This window comes from Pseudomonas sp. LRF_L74, from assembly GCF_965644255.1.
Taxonomy (GTDB): Bacteria; Pseudomonadota; Gammaproteobacteria; order Pseudomonadales; family Pseudomonadaceae; genus Aquipseudomonas.
The window spans coordinates 108,382-122,633 of record NZ_CBFFRH010000001.1; the positions used below are offsets into that span (position 1 = coordinate 108,382).

15 protein-coding genes, 1 other RNA gene and 1 pseudogene are annotated in these 14,252 nt (G+C 62.5%); 7 read left to right on the forward strand and 10 right to left on the reverse strand.

Going from position 1 to position 14,252, the window contains the following annotated elements; translation table 11 throughout:
• Nucleotides 1-91: 91 nt before the first annotated feature.
• The 8 genes from ACSZPK_RS00515 to ACSZPK_RS00550 all read right to left on the reverse strand — a co-directional run bounded on the left by ACSZPK_RS00515 (nucleotide 92) and on the right by ACSZPK_RS00550 (nucleotide 9,144).
• On the reverse strand, nucleotides 92-2,536 hold the full coding sequence (locus ACSZPK_RS00515; RefSeq protein WP_437880251.1) for a TonB-dependent siderophore receptor: 2,445 nt from the start codon (nucleotides 2,534-2,536) through the stop codon (nucleotides 92-94).
• A gap of 147 nt (nucleotides 2,537-2,683) precedes the next feature.
• Complete coding sequence (locus tag ACSZPK_RS00520; RefSeq protein ID WP_437879447.1) at nucleotides 2,684-3,625, reverse strand: FecR domain-containing protein; 942 nt, start codon at nucleotides 3,623-3,625, stop codon at nucleotides 2,684-2,686.
• Nucleotides 3,626-4,126 carry a sigma-70 family RNA polymerase sigma factor gene (locus ACSZPK_RS00525; protein ID WP_437879448.1) on the reverse strand — a complete coding sequence of 167 codons (501 nt, stop codon included), beginning with the start codon at nucleotides 4,124-4,126 and terminating at the stop codon, nucleotides 3,626-3,628.
• Between the two features lie 215 nt (nucleotides 4,127-4,341).
• Nucleotides 4,342-5,553, reverse strand: a complete 1,212-nt coding sequence (locus ACSZPK_RS00530) for a 2-octaprenyl-3-methyl-6-methoxy-1,4-benzoquinol hydroxylase (RefSeq protein WP_437879449.1) — start codon at nucleotides 5,551-5,553, stop codon at nucleotides 4,342-4,344.
• A complete protein-coding gene (locus tag ACSZPK_RS00535) occupies nucleotides 5,550-6,047 on the reverse strand; it encodes a DUF4442 domain-containing protein (RefSeq protein ID WP_437879450.1) in 498 nt (165 codons plus the stop codon). The genes ACSZPK_RS00530 and ACSZPK_RS00535 overlap by 4 nt, the downstream gene beginning before the upstream one ends.
• Complete coding sequence (gene ubiH, locus ACSZPK_RS00540) at nucleotides 6,044-7,231, reverse strand: 2-octaprenyl-6-methoxyphenyl hydroxylase (RefSeq protein WP_437879451.1); 1,188 nt, start codon at nucleotides 7,229-7,231, stop codon at nucleotides 6,044-6,046. The genes ACSZPK_RS00535 and ubiH overlap by 4 nt, the downstream gene beginning before the upstream one ends.
• A gap of 4 nt (nucleotides 7,232-7,235) precedes the next feature.
• Nucleotides 7,236-8,570, reverse strand: a complete 1,335-nt coding sequence (gene pepP, locus ACSZPK_RS00545; RefSeq protein WP_437879452.1) for a Xaa-Pro aminopeptidase — start codon at nucleotides 8,568-8,570, stop codon at nucleotides 7,236-7,238.
• 16 nt (nucleotides 8,571-8,586) lie between these two features.
• Nucleotides 8,587-9,144, reverse strand: coding sequence for a YecA family protein (locus ACSZPK_RS00550; RefSeq protein WP_437879453.1), 558 nt, complete (start codon nucleotides 9,142-9,144; stop codon nucleotides 8,587-8,589).
• Between the two features lie 192 nt (nucleotides 9,145-9,336).
• On the opposite strand from ACSZPK_RS00550, the gene ACSZPK_RS00555 reads away from it, so the two are divergent.
• The 4 genes from ACSZPK_RS00555 (at nucleotide 9,337) to ACSZPK_RS00570 (ending at nucleotide 10,674) form a co-directional block, all read left to right on the forward strand.
• Nucleotides 9,337-9,546, forward strand: coding sequence for a TIGR02449 family protein (locus tag ACSZPK_RS00555; protein WP_437879454.1), 210 nt, complete (start codon nucleotides 9,337-9,339; stop codon nucleotides 9,544-9,546).
• Nucleotides 9,543-9,857, forward strand: a complete 315-nt coding sequence (locus ACSZPK_RS00560; RefSeq protein WP_437879455.1) for a cell division protein ZapA — start codon at nucleotides 9,543-9,545, stop codon at nucleotides 9,855-9,857. Before ACSZPK_RS00555 ends, ACSZPK_RS00560 begins: the two co-directional genes overlap by 4 nt.
• Before the next feature lie 32 nt (nucleotides 9,858-9,889).
• Nucleotides 9,890-10,068, forward strand: a non-coding RNA gene (ssrS, locus tag ACSZPK_RS00565) — 6S RNA.
• Nucleotides 10,069-10,074: 6 nt separating this feature from the next.
• Complete coding sequence (locus tag ACSZPK_RS00570) at nucleotides 10,075-10,674, forward strand: 5-formyltetrahydrofolate cyclo-ligase (protein WP_437879456.1); 600 nt, start codon at nucleotides 10,075-10,077, stop codon at nucleotides 10,672-10,674.
• Nucleotides 10,675-10,710: 36 nt separating this feature from the next.
• Here ACSZPK_RS00570 and ACSZPK_RS00575 read toward each other — a convergent pair whose 3' ends face one another.
• Nucleotides 10,711-10,848: a hypothetical protein gene (locus tag ACSZPK_RS00575; RefSeq protein ID WP_437879457.1), complete on the reverse strand. Its 138-nt coding sequence runs from the start codon at nucleotides 10,846-10,848 to the stop codon at nucleotides 10,711-10,713.
• A 181-nt stretch (nucleotides 10,849-11,029) separates the two neighbouring features.
• Between ACSZPK_RS00575 and ACSZPK_RS00580 the strand changes: the two genes are divergently transcribed.
• Both ACSZPK_RS00580 and ACSZPK_RS00585 read left to right on the forward strand, forming a co-directional pair.
• Nucleotides 11,030-11,479: an EVE domain-containing protein gene (locus ACSZPK_RS00580; protein ID WP_437879458.1), complete on the forward strand. Its 450-nt coding sequence runs from the start codon at nucleotides 11,030-11,032 to the stop codon at nucleotides 11,477-11,479.
• Between the two features lie 119 nt (nucleotides 11,480-11,598).
• Nucleotides 11,599-13,428 carry a sensor domain-containing diguanylate cyclase gene (locus ACSZPK_RS00585; RefSeq protein ID WP_437879459.1) on the forward strand — a complete coding sequence of 610 codons (1,830 nt, stop codon included), beginning with the start codon at nucleotides 11,599-11,601 and terminating at the stop codon, nucleotides 13,426-13,428.
• A gap of 24 nt (nucleotides 13,429-13,452) precedes the next feature.
• Here ACSZPK_RS00585 and ACSZPK_RS00590 read toward each other — a convergent pair whose 3' ends face one another.
• Nucleotides 13,453-13,866: a flagellar basal body-associated protein FliL gene (locus tag ACSZPK_RS00590; protein ID WP_437879460.1), complete on the reverse strand. Its 414-nt coding sequence runs from the start codon at nucleotides 13,864-13,866 to the stop codon at nucleotides 13,453-13,455.
• A gap of 129 nt (nucleotides 13,867-13,995) precedes the next feature.
• On the opposite strand from ACSZPK_RS00590, the pseudogene ACSZPK_RS00595 reads away from it, so the two are divergent.
• Nucleotides 13,996-14,163: pseudogene (locus ACSZPK_RS00595) on the forward strand (zinc-binding dehydrogenase); the annotation flags it as partial.
• Between the last annotated feature and the right edge of the window lie 89 nt (nucleotides 14,164-14,252).

Consider the following 14,252-nt stretch of genomic DNA (forward strand, 5'->3'; position numbering starts at 1 on the left):
CAGGATTAGGGACGCCTGGCATGTAAGCCATGGACGGCAGTTGGGTGAATATGCGCAAGGCCGAGTCGCCCTTGCAGAATGCCCTTACCCCTTACCAGCGCAGTGATAGGGTCCCCAGCACGGTGCGTTCTTCACCCCAGTAGCAACGGCCGGCATTGTTGCATCCCGACACGTATTCCTGGTCGAAGAGGTTCTTCACATTCACATCGACGGACCAGTGGTCGTCGATTGCATAACCGATTGCCGCATCGACCAGCGTCACATCACCGCTATCGAGCTTGCCGTAAAGAGTCAAAGGACTGGTGTAGGCAAAGGTGCTATCGAAATGCCGCACACCGCCGCCCAGGCGCAGACCACGCAAGACCCCATCGAGGAATCGATAGTTGGCCCAGAGCGAAGCCTGGTTGCGCGGCACACCGGTCATCTGATGCCCTTCGAGCAATGACGTCTGGTTGTCACGGGTGATACGTGCGTCGGTATAGGTATAGGCAGCCACCAGGTTGAGGTTTTCATTGAGGTCGCTGGAGGCTTCCAACTCGAAGCCTTTGGAGCGGCTTTCACCAACTTGCCGATTGTCATTGAGGACGGTGTCGAAAATCACATCGTCCTGTTTGCGCAGATCATAAACCGAGGCAGTGAAGCTGCTGTTCCAGCCCTTAGGCTCAACCTTGACACCAACCTCGTACTGCTCACTTTTGATTGGCGTGAGCGGCCCGGTCGTGGATGTCGTCTGCTGCACCGGAACGAAGGCTGTCGAGTAACTGATGTAAGGCGTCACACCGTTGTCGAACTGATACATCAGCCCGGTCTGCCAGGTGAAGTCGTTATCCCACTCGTCCATGTCGGCCAGACCATTGAGGGTGCCGGCGCGATTACGGTACTGGCTGTTCACGTAATCCTGCCGGCCGCCAAGCAAGAAGATCCAGCGGTCGAACTTGGTCTGCAATTGACCGTAAAGCCCGTACATCTGCTGGTCGAGTTGAGCGTTCTGGATACGGACACTCATCGTCGGCTTCGTTGCCGAATAGACCGGGTCGAAGACATTGACCGAGCCGCCGAAGCCGGCGTCCCAGTCCTGGTTGAACGAGGTCCTGTCAGTGCCCGCACCGAGCAGGACCGTGTGTTCGAATGCGCCATTGCTGAAGCGCCCCTCGAACTGGTTGTCCAGCGAATAGGTAATGGACTTGTTGAAGCGGTCATAAGCCGTATTGGTGACTGTCGTACCGAAGCCGTTATTGTTCAGAGCACTCGGCCAACTCTCCTGGCGATCTATCCGCGATTGCAAATAACGCGAGTTCTGGCGAAACGCCCAGGTTTCGTTGAGCTGGTGGCTGAATTCGTAGCCAAGACTCCAGGTTTCGCGCTTGAAATCATCCCAGTTGGGGTTGCCGATGAAGTCATCACGGTCGAACTTTCCATTGGCATTGTTCAACAGCGTTCCGGCTGCGGGGTAGCCCAGGCTCATCATGGTCCTGTCGCGCTGGTAGCTCGACAACAGCGTCAACGCAGTCGCATCGCTGAAGTTGAAGGTCAGCGACGGTGCAACATAGATGCGGTCATCCGGGATCTTCTCGACCTGGCTGTCAGCGTTGCGCCCAAGCATGACCAGACGGCCGAGCACATTACCGTCGTCGCTGAGCGGACCCGATACATCAAGCGCCAACTGCCTGCGGTTATGGCTGCCGTAGCTGAGCTGCACCTCGCCACGCGACTCCGCGGTAGGACGCTTGCTGACCAGATTCACCAGGCCACCCGGTGCATTTTCACCGTAGAGAATCGAGGTCGGCCCACGAAATATCTCGGTTCGCTCCAGGCCATAAGGTTCGCTGGTGGTGTCATAGCGGTTGCCCTGCACACGCAGGCCATCACGCAGCAGCCCGTAACCGAAATCGGTGGCGAGAAAACCGCGGATGTAGAACAGGTCGCCTGCCAGTCCATCACCCGCCGCGAACGGCGGGGCGAAAACACCGGGAACGTAGCCAAGAACATCGGTCAGGGTTTGCGAATGCTGGTCCTCCATACGCTGGCGGGTCACCACGGAAATCGAGCGCGGGGTTTCGGCCAATGACGCACCGGTCTTGCTACCCGTATTTGCGGCCTTCGCCCGATAACCCGTGTCGCCGCCCAATGCATTGGCTGACTCGGCAAACTGGCTGGAGATATTCAACGGCGATAGCTCGACTGACTCACCCGTCGCCACCAACACATAGCTGCCATTACCTTGGCGCTGCCCCTGCAAACCGCTACCTCTCAGTAAACGTGCCAACCCTTCGTCCACTGAATACACGCCTTGCAACCCGGGGGATTGCAGCCCTTTAGTCTGCGATGCGGCAAACGACAAGGTCACTCCAGCCTCGGTGGCGAACTGGCTCAGCACGCTGCCCAGCGCTCCTGCCGAAATCCGGTAACTGTGCATTTCGCTCTGCGCAATAGAGTCAAACGACACCAAGGCAATAGGCGCAGCGGACATCCCGATCAAAGCAAAATGAATGGCACGGGCAAGCGGTTTGGTCGCTCGCAGAGAGAGACGAAGCATCCGGGGGTTCCTCTGGTTGTTCTTGGCAATGGGCGCGGCAGTTTTCGCCGCTTCATTGCATGGCCGGATGAGAACTAAAATCGGCAACCCCCTAGGCAGGAATTTTTCCGGTCTTTACCTGGAGACAGCCGCAGGTTGGCGCCTGCATCACACCTGCGGTTCTACGTACACCCAATAGCGGCTGACGTAACGCACCTTGATCGGCAGCGACGTTGCCAGGTTGTCGAGGATGATGTCGGTGTCGTCTAGGCGAAAGGCACCGGACAGGCGCAGGTCGGCGATGGTATCGGCGCAACCGAGGTAGCCGGGGCGATAGCGGCTGAGTTCGCTGAGAAAGTCGGCCAGGCGCCATTCGATCACGGTGAGCATGCCCTGGCTCCAGGCGCCGGTGCTGCTTGCCGCAGGGGTGGCGCTGCTCGCCTGCTTGCGGTCGAAGCTGAGTTGCTGGCCGGCATTCAAACGCTGGCTTTGTCCTGGTGCATTCAGCGGACGGACCTCCACCGCATGCTCCAGCACGCGGACACGGGTGGTGCCGCGTTCGCTGTGCACATCGAAGCGCGTACCGAGGGCACGGATGCTGCCTTCCGGCGTGTGCACGACGAAGGGGCGGCCTGCCGGGTCGGGAGCGGTCTGTACGAGGATTTCGCCCCGGTGCAGGCGAATCAGGCGCAGGTTGCCGTCATAAACGATGTCGACAGCGGAGTCGGTGTTCAGGTCGAGGCGACCGCCATCGGCCAAACGGATTTCTCGGCGCTGGCCTTTGCCCGTGCGGTACTCGGCCATCCAGCGTTCGGTCGGCGCCAATTGCCAGGTACCGGCACCCATGGCGATGAGGATGGCCAGGGTCTTGAGCACGGCACGGCGCTTGGCACGAGCATCGTGCAAGGCAGGCAAGGCCACGTCGGCGGGCAGGTGCCCGAGCTGGCTTTGCAGTTTTTCCACCCGCGCCCAGGCTTGTGCGTGGGACGGGTTTTCACCGAGCCAGCGCTGCCAGGCCTGGCGCTCGGCCTCGCTGGGCGGCGCGGCATTGAGCTGCACGTACCAGGTGGCTGCCGCTTCCAGCACCTTGAAGTCCGGAGCGCTGGCCATTCAGTCCTCGGTGAGTAGCAGGCAGTGGGTCATGGCACGGATCATGTGTTTTTTCACCGTGGTCACCGACACGCCCAGGCGCTCGCCAGCGGCCACGTAGGTCAGGCCTTCCAGTTGGATGGCCAGGAAGATCCGCCGGGTGCGCTCGCCAAGGCCATCGAGCATGCGGTCGACGGCGGTGAGGGTTTCCAGGATCAGCAGGCGGGTTTCCGGGGAAATGTCCAAAGGCTCCGGACGTTGCGCCAGCGCGTCCAGATAGGCGCGTTCGATGCTCTGCCGGCGGAAACGGTCGATCACCAGGCCGCGGGCGATGGCACTGAGATAGGTGCGCGGCTCACGGATCGCTTCGGCGCTGCGGGCGCTAAGTACGCGTAGAAAGGTGTCCTGGGCCAGGTCGGCGGCATCGGCTGCGTTACCCAGGCGGGTACGCAGCCAGTGTTTCAGCCAGCCGCTGTGCTCGACGTACAGCGCGTGGATTGCGACAGGATCATGGGCGGACATGCGCAACAGCCTAAATGATAACTCGTATCATTATCGACACACTGGCAGGCGAGCCGCAAGAGCAGTTAGAGGCCGGTACAAATCTTGGAATAGGATGGAGCAGGACGAGCAGTCAACGCGAAGCTTATCCACCGCTCTGCATTGCCAGTGGTGGACAAGCTTCGCGTTGTCCACCCTACGAAAGCACCGTTTTATACGAACGCAATCTCGTGGCGTCAGGCTTTCGCCAACTCCGGCAAATCTCCCGACAAGCCCAGCGCCTGGCGCACGAACAGCACCTTGGCCTCGGCCAGGCCATCGACCCAATTGAGGCCGCTGTTACGCAGCCAGCGCAATGCCAGGTCGTCGGTCTGGAACAGCCGCTCGAAGCCTTCCATCGCCGCCATCATCGCCAGGTTGTGCGGCATCCGTCGGCGCTCGTAGCGGCTGAGCACACGCACGTTGCCGATCTGCTCGCCGCGCCCGTGGGCATGCAGCAGCACTTCGGCGAGGACGGCGGCATCGAGGAAGCCCAGGTTGACGCCCTGACCGGCCAGCGGATGAATCGTGTGAGCAGCATCGCCGATCAACGCCAGGCCACTTTCGACGTAACGTTTGGCATGTCGCTGGCGCAGCGGAATACATACGCGAGGATCGGTCTGGGTGACCGCGCCGAGGCGACTTTCGAACGCGCGGGTCAGCTCGACGCAGAACTCGCTCTCCTCCAGCGCCATCAGCCGCTCGGCCTGTTCCGGCACGGTCGACCAGACGATGGAGCACCAGTGGCCATCGCCCGGCAGCGGCAGGAACGCCAGCGGGCCGTCGTCGGTGAAGCGCTGCCAGGCGGTATCACGATGTGCCTGCTCGCTGCGCACACTGGTAACGATGGCGTGGTGCAGGTAATCCCACTCGCGGGTCGGGCAGCCGGCCAGTCGACGTACCGCCGAGTTGGCGCCATCGGCAGCGATCAGCAACGGTGCGCGCAGTTCGCGGCCATCGTTGAGGGTCAGCAGCCAGCCGTCGCCGGAGCGACGCAGTTGCTCCAGACGCGCACCGCCGATCAGGCCCAGGCTGCTTTCGTGCAGGCGTTCGAGCAACGCGTCCTGGATCACCCGGTTCTCGACGATATGGCCGAGGGTATCGGCATGCACGCTGGCAGCACTGAAATGCACGTGGCCGGTGCCAGAGCCGTCCCACACCTGCATATGCGCATACGGGCCGGAACGCCGTGCGGCGATGCCCGGCCAGGCGCCAACACGCTCGAGAATGCGCTGGCTGGCGATGGACAACGCACTGACCCGCGCCTCGAACGGCGCCTCGGCGTCGAATGGCGTCAGGCTGAGCGAGCCGCCATCGACCACCAGAATCTCCAGACCGCTCTGTTCCAGCGCCAGCGCCAGGGTGCTGCCGACCATGCCGGCACCAACGATGATCAGGTCCGCGTTCATTTGCTGTGTTCCTTAGTGCCTGGTCGTGCGCGGGGTTTCAAGCGCACGTAGAGGGTTTTGTGCACAGTGGCGACCAGGTCGCCGCGCTCGTCACGGATGTCGACACTGAGTTCGGGCAGGTATTTCTCGCCGCCCGCCGTGGCCTGGCGAATGGTCGCCAGCAAGGTATCGTCGACACGAAAGTCGGCGAACACCGGACCGCGTCCCGGACTGATGAAATCGATGCTCGCCGCCTTGTCCCAGACCACGTAGTCGTCGCCCAGCAACGGCATCAACAGCAGCATGTAGAACGGGTCGACCATGCTGTACAGCGAGCCGCCGAACTGGGTGCGCACGATGTTGCGGTTGTACCAGCGCAGCACCATGCGCACCCGCGCGTGGCGGCAATCCGGGCTGATGTGCTGCACGCTGATACCCGCGCCGATGTAGGGCGGGTAGAGATTGAGGACAAAACGCAGGAAACGCGCCTTGCGGGCCAGCGAGCGCTCGCTCATCCGCTGGCCCGAGTGCCGAGGCCCATGGCCTGACGGGCGAACCAGTGCTTGGCCGGCGGCAACAGGTCGAGGCCGAGCAGGCCGAGATTGCGCCCGGCGACCAGTAGCGATTCGCCTCGGCCGAACAGGCGGGTGACACGGTCGGAAAAACCTACGGTCAGTTCCTGATCCTGGCGCTGGCCTTCGCGATAGCGGCGCAGGGTGGCGAAATCGCCCGGCTCCGCCTCGCTGCCCAGCAAGGCATCGGCCAGGGCCTGGGTATCGCGCAGCGACAGGTTGAAGCCCTGGCCGGCTACAGGATGCAGGCTGTGCGCGGCATTGCCGAGCAATACCAGGTGCGGGCGGATCTGCTCGTCGGCCTCGACCAGCGCCAGCGGATACACATGCCGCGCGCCAACCTGGGTCAAGGCACCGAGGCGGTAACCGAAGGCCTGCTGCAAGGCATCGAGGAAGGCGCGTTCGTCCAGCGCCTGCAAACGCTCGGCATCGTTGCCGGGGCGGGTCCAGACCAACGCGCAACGGTTCTCCGCCAGCGGCAGCATGGCCATCGGGCCGTCATCGGTGAAACGCTCGAACGCCCGGCCATGATGAGGCTCGGCCAGGCTGACGTTGGCGATCAGCGCGCTCTGCTCATAGGGTGTCTGGCGAACGTTGATGCCCAGTTGCTCGCGCAGGTTGGAACGCCCGCCGTCGGCCAGGATCGCCAGGTCGCAATCGAGCACGCTTTCGTCATTCAGGGTCAGCCGGTAGCCATCGTCCAGCGCCTGCATGGCGGTGACTTCGGCCGGACAACGCCAGCTCACCACGTCCGGGTCCAGCGCACGCCACAGGCAGTGGCCGAGCCAGGCGTTCTCGACCACGTAGCCGAGGGCCGGCACGCCTTCATCCTCGGCATTCAGCCGTGCGGCACCGAAACGGCCACGATCCGAGACGTGAATCCGCGTGATCGCTTCGGCACGTTCGTTCAGGGCCGGCCACAGCCCATGGCGCTGGTAGATTTGCCGACTGCCGAAGGACAGCGCACTGGAACGCGCGTCGTAACTCGGCTGGTAGGCATCGCCGGGCGCGAACGGCTCGATCAACACGATGCGCCAGCCGCGCGCACGGGCACCGGCCTGCAGCGCCAGGGCCAGGCTGGCGCCGACCAGGCCGCCGCCGATGATGGCCAATTCGACCCGTGGCATGACTTCAGGCAGCCTCTGCGCGGGCAGCGGCCATCAGCGCTTCGATCTCGGCGACCGACTTGGGCACGCCCGTGGTGAGAATCTCGCAGCCTTTCTTGGTCACCACCACGTCGTCCTCGATACGCACGCCGATGCCGCGCCACTTCTTCGGCACGTCCTGGTTGTCCGGCGAGATGTAGATGCCCGGTTCGACGGTCATGCACATGCCGACTTCCAGCACGCGCCACTCGCCACCGACCTTGTATTCGCCGACGTCATGCACGTCCATGCCCAACCAGTGGCCGGCGCGGTGCATGTAGAAAGGCTTGTAGGCGTCCTTGGCGATCAGTTCGTCGACATCGCCCTGAAGCAGGCCCAGCTCGACCAGGCCAGCGGTGATCACCCGCACCGTGGCCTCGTGGGCTTCGTTCCAGTGCTTGCCGGGGGCGATGTGCTTGAAGGCTTCTTCGTTGGCGGCCAGCACCAGTTCGTAGATCGCCTTCTGCTCGGCCGTGAATTTGCCGTTGGCCGGGAAGGTGCGGGTGATGTCGCTGGCGTAGCAGTCGATCTCGCAGCCGGCGTCGATCAATACCAGGTCGCCGTTCTTCAGCGGCGCATCGTTCTCGCGGTAATGCAGGATGCACGCGTTGCGACCGGTCGCGACGATGGAGCCGTAGGCCGGCATCTTCGAGCCGCCCTTGCGGAATTCGTAGTCCAGCTCGGCTTCGAGGTGGTATTCGCTCAAGCCCACGCGGCTGGCCTGCATCGCGCGAATGTGCGCACGCGCGGAAATCTCCGCGGCGGCGCGCATCACCTTCACTTCCGCCGCCGACTTGTACAGGCGCATGTCGTGCAGCAGGTGGGTGAGGGCGACGAACTCCTTCGGCGGAATCGCGCCCTGGCGGGTCTTGGAGCGAATCACCTTGACCCACTCCATCAGCCGGTGATCGAACTCCTGATTGCTGCCGATGGCGTAGTAGACGCGCTCGCGGCCCTCGATCAGACCCGGCAGGATGTCGTCGATATCGCCGATGGGAAACGCATCATCGGCGCCGAAGGTGCTGACCGCGCCGTCCTGGCCGGCACGCAAACCGTCCCACAGCTCCCGCTCCGGATCGCGCTCGCGGCAGAACAGCACGTACTCGCCATGGGCACGGCCGGGGATCAGCGCCAGCACCGCCTCGGGCTCGGGGAAGCCGGTGAGGTACTGGAAGTCACTGTCCTGACGGTACACATGCTCGACGTCACGGTTGCGGATGTACACCGGCGCAGCCGCCAGGATGGCGATGCTGTTGGGTTCCATCTGCTCCATCAGTGCCTTGCGTCGACGGGCGTATTCCGACTTCGGGATGCTGGCCATCAAGGATGATCCTTAATCAATGCAGGGAAGGTTTCGCGGCAAGCGCCTGGGGCTTCTTGTTGCACTCGGTGAACAGCAACAGCGGCGCAACGCGCAGGTATTCCATGACTTCCATGTAGTCGTTCTCGCCGTCCTCGGACTCTTCCAGGGCACTCTGCACCTGGGCGATGGAGCTGAGGTCCTGCAGCACTTCCATGGCATCGCCGCTCAGCGCGCCGTCCTGCAGGGTGCCGCCGAAACCGTCGAGGAAACCCTGGCACCATTGACCCAGAGCCTTGGCCCGCTCGGCCAGTGGCGCTTCGTCGCCAGGCAGCAGCAGGACCACGGTGATGTCTTCGCCGGCCAGTTCGCCCTTGACCATTTCCTGCAGGCCGATCAGCGCCTGGCGAATCGTGTCCTGGGGCTCGGCGCCGAGCAGTTCGCCGGCATCGACCAGCCAGGCATCGGCATCGAAACCGGCGCCGGCACAACTGCGGCCGAGTAACAGGCCATGGAGTTCAGCGGGAGAAACAGCGCTACCGGCGCTTGCGAGCAAAGCCGCAAAGGCAGCATACGGAGAGTTGGAAGTCGGCATGGTCGGCTAGGCGCCAGACGGCGCAATGTCTAGAATGGAGGCCTCGTATCCTAGCACCGGCGGGTACGGCAAGACCATCGACGCGCCAAGCCCGCCGGCTGCATCCATCCGATCATCATCTCGGGTGGGTTGGCTGCGCCAGGCAGCGATCCTTTATAGTTGCGCCCACTTCATTGCCCACACAGGGACTCCATGGAAGACGCCGAACTGCAAGCACTGACCCGCAAACTGGAACTTCTCATCCAGCGCGTGGAGCAGCTCAAGTCACACAACCGTGACCTGCTGGCCAGCGAGCGCGCATGGCGTGAAGAGCGTGCGCAACTGATTGAAAAGAACGAATTGGCACGGCACAAGGTCGAATCGATGATTTCGCGCCTGAAAGCTCTGGAGCAGGACACATGACCCAGCCAAACACCGTAACCCTGCAGATCCTCGACAAGGAATACTGCATCAGCTGCCCCGCCGACCAGCGCAGCAATCTGGAGAGCGCGGCGCGCTATCTGGACGGCAAGATGCGCGAGATACGTTCCGGCGGCAAAGTCATCGGCGCCGACCGCATCGCCGTGATGGCCGCGCTGAACATCACCCACGACCTGCTGCACAAGCAGCAGCGCCTGGACAAGGAGGTCAACAGCACACGCGAACGTGTGCGTGACCTGATCGACCAGGTCGACGATGCGCTGGCCATCGATCAGGACGAACGACCGAACTGACCCCAGCGCGGGCTTTCCTGTATAATCCGCCCCACTCCCTGGTGTGTTTGCCAGTCGGTGATGTCCCTGAGCCGATACGCACAACCACGGGGCTTGCAAGTGGGGCTGGTGTGCATGTCCGCCAGACGGAAAGCCTTAAAGCCTCCTGCAATCTCCACCTTGAACTTTCGGGTTCAAGGGCTAAACCGACAGCGGCCCGACTGGGGAGCCCTCTTTCATGATCGAAGCCGGCACACTTTCACGCCCGGCCCTGCGACGTCAGCTCAGAAAGGCCCGACGCGCCCTCGGCGCTGCGCAGCAGAAGCGCGCAGCTGAACGTCTGTTCCGCCAACTCGTGCAGCATCCGGTGTTCCGGCGCGCCCGAGACATCGCGCTGTACCTGCCCAACGATGGCGAGATCGATCCGCGCCCATTGCTGAAATCCGCTCGGCGGCGTGGCAAACGTATCTATCTGCCAGTGCTCAGCGCCTGGCCGAAGACTCGCATGCGCTTTCAACATTTGCGTCATGACGAAAAACTGATCCTCAACCGCTTTCGCATACCCGAGCCGGTGATCGACCCGGCGCGCCAGCGCAAACCCTGGACCCTGGACCTGATCCTGCTGCCGCTGGTGGGTTTCGATGAGTTCGGCGGGCGCCTGGGAATGGGCGGCGGCTTCTATGACCGGGCCCTGGCCTATCGGCAAATGCGCAAAAATTGGCACAAGCCGACGCTACTGGGATTGGCCCATGAATGCCAGAAGGTGGATCGCCTGCCACTGGCAAGCTGGGATGTGAAACTGGAAGCGGTGGTGACCGACAAACGCTGGTACGGCTGACACGTGACGCCGCCAACGCGGCGTCTCACACAAGGTTCATGGCTGCCGGGCCTGCTCGGCAACCGGCGCGCTCGCTACGCGATCCCACATGCTCTGGGTGTAACCCGTGGTCACCATGCCCAGGCTGAACAGGATGACCAGTATCCACAACATATCCGGTTTGCGTTTTCTCATCGGCTACCTTCCCCCCTTGTCCAAGCCTGTTGCAACTTTAGTCGTAATTCGCCAGGCGCGGGATTCTCGCTCCATGACCGAGCGATGACCACCTCTTTTTTGTCACCTGGATATGCATTCGTCGGCCATGCCTTGGCTTTACAATCGCGTGACCACAGACGGCCCTGAAGGAGCAAAGTTCATGCCGCACTGGCTGATGAAATCGGAACCCGACGAATTGTCGATCCTCGACCTGCGCCAGCTCGGCCGTGCGCGCTGGGATGGCGTGCGCAATTACCAGGCGCGCAACTTCATGCGTGCCATGCAGGATGGCGAGTTGTTCTTCTTCTATCACTCGAGCTGCCCGAAACCAGGCATCGCCGGTATCGCCCGGATCAGCGGTGCGACCTACCCGGACCCGACGGCACTCGACCCGCAAAGCCATTACTTCGACGCCAAGGCCAGCCTTGAGAAGAACCCGTGGAGCGCGCTGGACGTCGAGTTCGTCGAAGCCTTCAACGAGGTGATCGCCCTGCCGCGATTGAAAGCCCACGCCGAACTGGCCAATCTGCCACTGGTACAGCGTGCCAGTCGCCTTTCGGTGATGCCGGTAAGCGATGCCGAATGGGAGGCCATTCTCGCCATGCGCTGAGCACTGTGCTATCACGAAGCATCATCAAGGTTCGCGGCAGAATATATAAAGAGGCAGGCGCTCGAACGCGCGCTCATTGAAGAGACACGCTGGCAGTAATACGGCCCCAGGAGCAGTTCATGCACAAAGTGTCTGTCTGGCCGGTACGTCTTTCCCTCACGATCCTGTCGCTGGCGCTGATCGCCGCCAGCCTGGGGCTCTGGCGCATGCTGGAAGACAACCAGCAACAGCGCCTGCAGGAGCGCGTCGGCTATCAGGCCCGGTTGATGGCACGCCAGCTCGAAGACACCCTGAGCATGGAGGTCGACAGCCTGGCGCGGATCGGCCGCCTGTGGAACGAGCTGTCGCGCCTCGACGAAGGTGACTGGGCAGTCGAGGCCAACTTGGCGCTGCAGCATTTCCCCGCCTATCAATCGGTCCAGTGGCTCGGCCCCGACCTGCACATGCGCTGGCTCGTCCCCATCAAAGGCAACGAGGCGGCACTGAACTTCCAGTTGCTCCCCTCGCACCCCAACTACCCGGTCGCCATGCAAGCCAAGGGCAGCGGCGAGCAGCGTTTTTCCAACAGCTTCGACCTGGTCCAGGGCGGACGCGGCTTCGTTCTCTATACGCCACTGTTCCTGCATGACAGGGAAGGAGCGCGACAGTTCGACGGCTTCCTGCAGGGTGTATTCCGCGTCGATCCCCTGATGGACCAGCTGTTGCACAGCCTCGACGGCAACGAGTTCAGCGTCCAGCTGCTGGAAAACGGCATCCCCATCTACAGCCATGAACAAGCCGGCAGCCTACCGGGCCTGACCCAGACCGTGCCCCTGCAATTGCTCAACAACCGTTCGTTCAGCTTGCAGCTCAGCCCCACGCCAACCTTGCTCCAGCGCCTCAACAGTCTCTTGCCGGAAGTGGTACTGGGTGCCGCGCTGATCATCAGCCTGTTGCTGATCGCCGCCCTGGCCCAAGCCGTGCTCAACAAACGCCGGGCCAACCAGTTGCAACGGGCCAATCGGCGCCTGCAGGTGGAAGCCCGTCGCCGGGTGCAGGTCGAGAAGCGCCTCAACACCAGCCGCGAACATCTGCAACTAGTGCTCGACCTGACCGACTCCAGTCACGACGGCCTGTTCATCTTCGCGACCGAGAACCGCGAATTGCTGCACATGAACCAGGTGACCTACGCCAGCCTGGGATACAGGGCCGAACAGTTCGCCCAACTGCTGCGCGAGCAACCCGATCAACTGATCCCGGGCTACGCGAATTGGCTGGAGCAGGTGCGCAAGGCGCAGATGGAAGGCCAGTCGCGCATCTTCCAGCGCGAGATGCGCCGTCGCGACGGCAGCCGGCAGGCAGCGGAAATCAATACGCAACTGGTACTGCTGGGTGGCCGCGAATACCTGATCGCGGTATCGCGGGACAATAGCGAGCGGCTGGAGCTGGAAGCGCGGTTGCAACGCCTGTCGCAGCAGGACGGCCTGACCGGCCTGTATAACCGGCGTTTCTTCGACCAGCGCCTGCATAGCGAATGGCGGCGCCTGCGCCGCAGCGGTTCACCGATGGCGCTGCTGATGATCGACATCGACTACTTCAAGCCCTACAACGACGCCCTCGGCCACCTCGCCGGCGACGACGCCCTGCGCAAGGTCGCCGGCGTGCTGCAGGATTGCCTGCAACGCGAAGGCGACGTGGCCTGCCGCTATGGTGGTGAGGAGTTCGTGCTGATCCTGGTCGACACCGACGCGCAAGGCAGCCAACACCTGGCCGAGCAGCTCCACCAACAGATCGCACGCCTGGACATCGAACATCCAGGCAGCCCACTGGGACGGTTGAGCCTGAGTATCGGCGTGGCCGTCGCCGATCCGGTCGAGGACGAACAGGCAGACCAGTTGGTGGCACAAAGCGACCAGGCGCTTTATCAGGCCAAGGCGCTAGGGCGCAACAGAACGCAGGTGTGGCGCTGAACGCGCGCCCGGTAGCTTGCGCCGCTACTGAATGATCAGGTTATTGAACAGCAGATCATCGACGACCGGCTTGCCCTCTTCCTGATTCAGCACGTCCTGCACCTGCTTGAGGGCTTCCTGGCGCAGCTTCTCCTTGCCGTCCTGGCCATTCATGGTCTCCTCGGTCTGCTGGGAGAAGAGCATCACCAACTGGTTGCGGATCAGCGGATCGTGGTGCTCGACTATTTTTTCTGCATCGGCACCTTTGACCTGCAGGGCGATATCGGCCTTGAAGAACTTCAACTTGGGGCCCGCACCGAAATTGCCAACCAAGGCAGGCACCAGGCTGTAGTAGGCAACCTTGTCGACTTCCGCCCCTTCGCCTTCTTTCTTCTCTTCTTGGGCCATGGCGGCAAACGGCAGGCTGAGAACCAGCAACAGGGCGATCCAGGTCTTCACAGGGTGACTCCTCGGTATGAATGGGGCATAGCATAGTCATTGCCGGGCCGACGCCCAAGCCCGACGCTTATGGACAGCCATCAGACACAGGCATGCTCGTTGCCCAGCCAGGAGCGCGGCCTAAACTGCCAGCCACAGGACAACCTGCGCAACTTCCAGCAATTGTTCGCCTGGCATGCCGAGGACAGACTCAAGCCCTTGGTATCGCAGACCTTTCCACTGGAGAAAGCCGGCGAGGCGATCGAGCAACTGGTGCAACGCAAGGCGGTGGGCAAAGTGGTGGTGCAGGTCCGCTGATCACTTGATTGTTAACCTGAGCGTAATCGAACGCGCGTTTGCTTGATTGATGGCATTCGAGCAGCTTTCTAAGGTGTGCCCACGACAGC

Excerpts from the sequence above, each read along its gene's own strand:
- ACSZPK_RS00515 (WP_437880251.1), bottom strand. The coding sequence starts at position 2,536 with ATGCTTCGTCTCTCTCTGCGAGCGACCAAACCGCTTGCCCGTGCCATT.
- ACSZPK_RS00520 (WP_437879447.1), bottom strand. The coding sequence starts at position 3,625 with ATGGCCAGCGCTCCGGACTTCAAGGTGCTGGAAGCGGCAGCCACCTGG.
- ACSZPK_RS00525 (WP_437879448.1), bottom strand. The coding sequence starts at position 4,126 with ATGTCCGCCCATGATCCTGTCGCAATCCACGCGCTGTACGTCGAGCAC.
- ACSZPK_RS00530 (WP_437879449.1), bottom strand. The coding sequence starts at position 5,553 with ATGAACGCGGACCTGATCATCGTTGGTGCCGGCATGGTCGGCAGCACC.
- ACSZPK_RS00535 (WP_437879450.1), bottom strand. The coding sequence starts at position 6,047 with ATGAGCGAGCGCTCGCTGGCCCGCAAGGCGCGTTTCCTGCGTTTTGTC.
- ubiH (WP_437879451.1), bottom strand. The coding sequence starts at position 7,231 with ATGCCACGGGTCGAATTGGCCATCATCGGCGGCGGCCTGGTCGGCGCC.
- pepP (WP_437879452.1), bottom strand. The coding sequence starts at position 8,570 with ATGGCCAGCATCCCGAAGTCGGAATACGCCCGTCGACGCAAGGCACTG.
- ACSZPK_RS00550 (WP_437879453.1), bottom strand. The coding sequence starts at position 9,144 with ATGCCGACTTCCAACTCTCCGTATGCTGCCTTTGCGGCTTTGCTCGCA.
- ACSZPK_RS00555 (WP_437879454.1), top strand. The coding sequence starts at position 9,337 with ATGGAAGACGCCGAACTGCAAGCACTGACCCGCAAACTGGAACTTCTC.
- ACSZPK_RS00560 (WP_437879455.1), top strand. The coding sequence starts at position 9,543 with ATGACCCAGCCAAACACCGTAACCCTGCAGATCCTCGACAAGGAATAC.
- ACSZPK_RS00570 (WP_437879456.1), top strand. The coding sequence starts at position 10,075 with ATGATCGAAGCCGGCACACTTTCACGCCCGGCCCTGCGACGTCAGCTC.
- ACSZPK_RS00575 (WP_437879457.1), bottom strand. The coding sequence starts at position 10,848 with ATGAGAAAACGCAAACCGGATATGTTGTGGATACTGGTCATCCTGTTC.
- ACSZPK_RS00580 (WP_437879458.1), top strand. The coding sequence starts at position 11,030 with ATGCCGCACTGGCTGATGAAATCGGAACCCGACGAATTGTCGATCCTC.
- ACSZPK_RS00585 (WP_437879459.1), top strand. The coding sequence starts at position 11,599 with ATGCACAAAGTGTCTGTCTGGCCGGTACGTCTTTCCCTCACGATCCTG.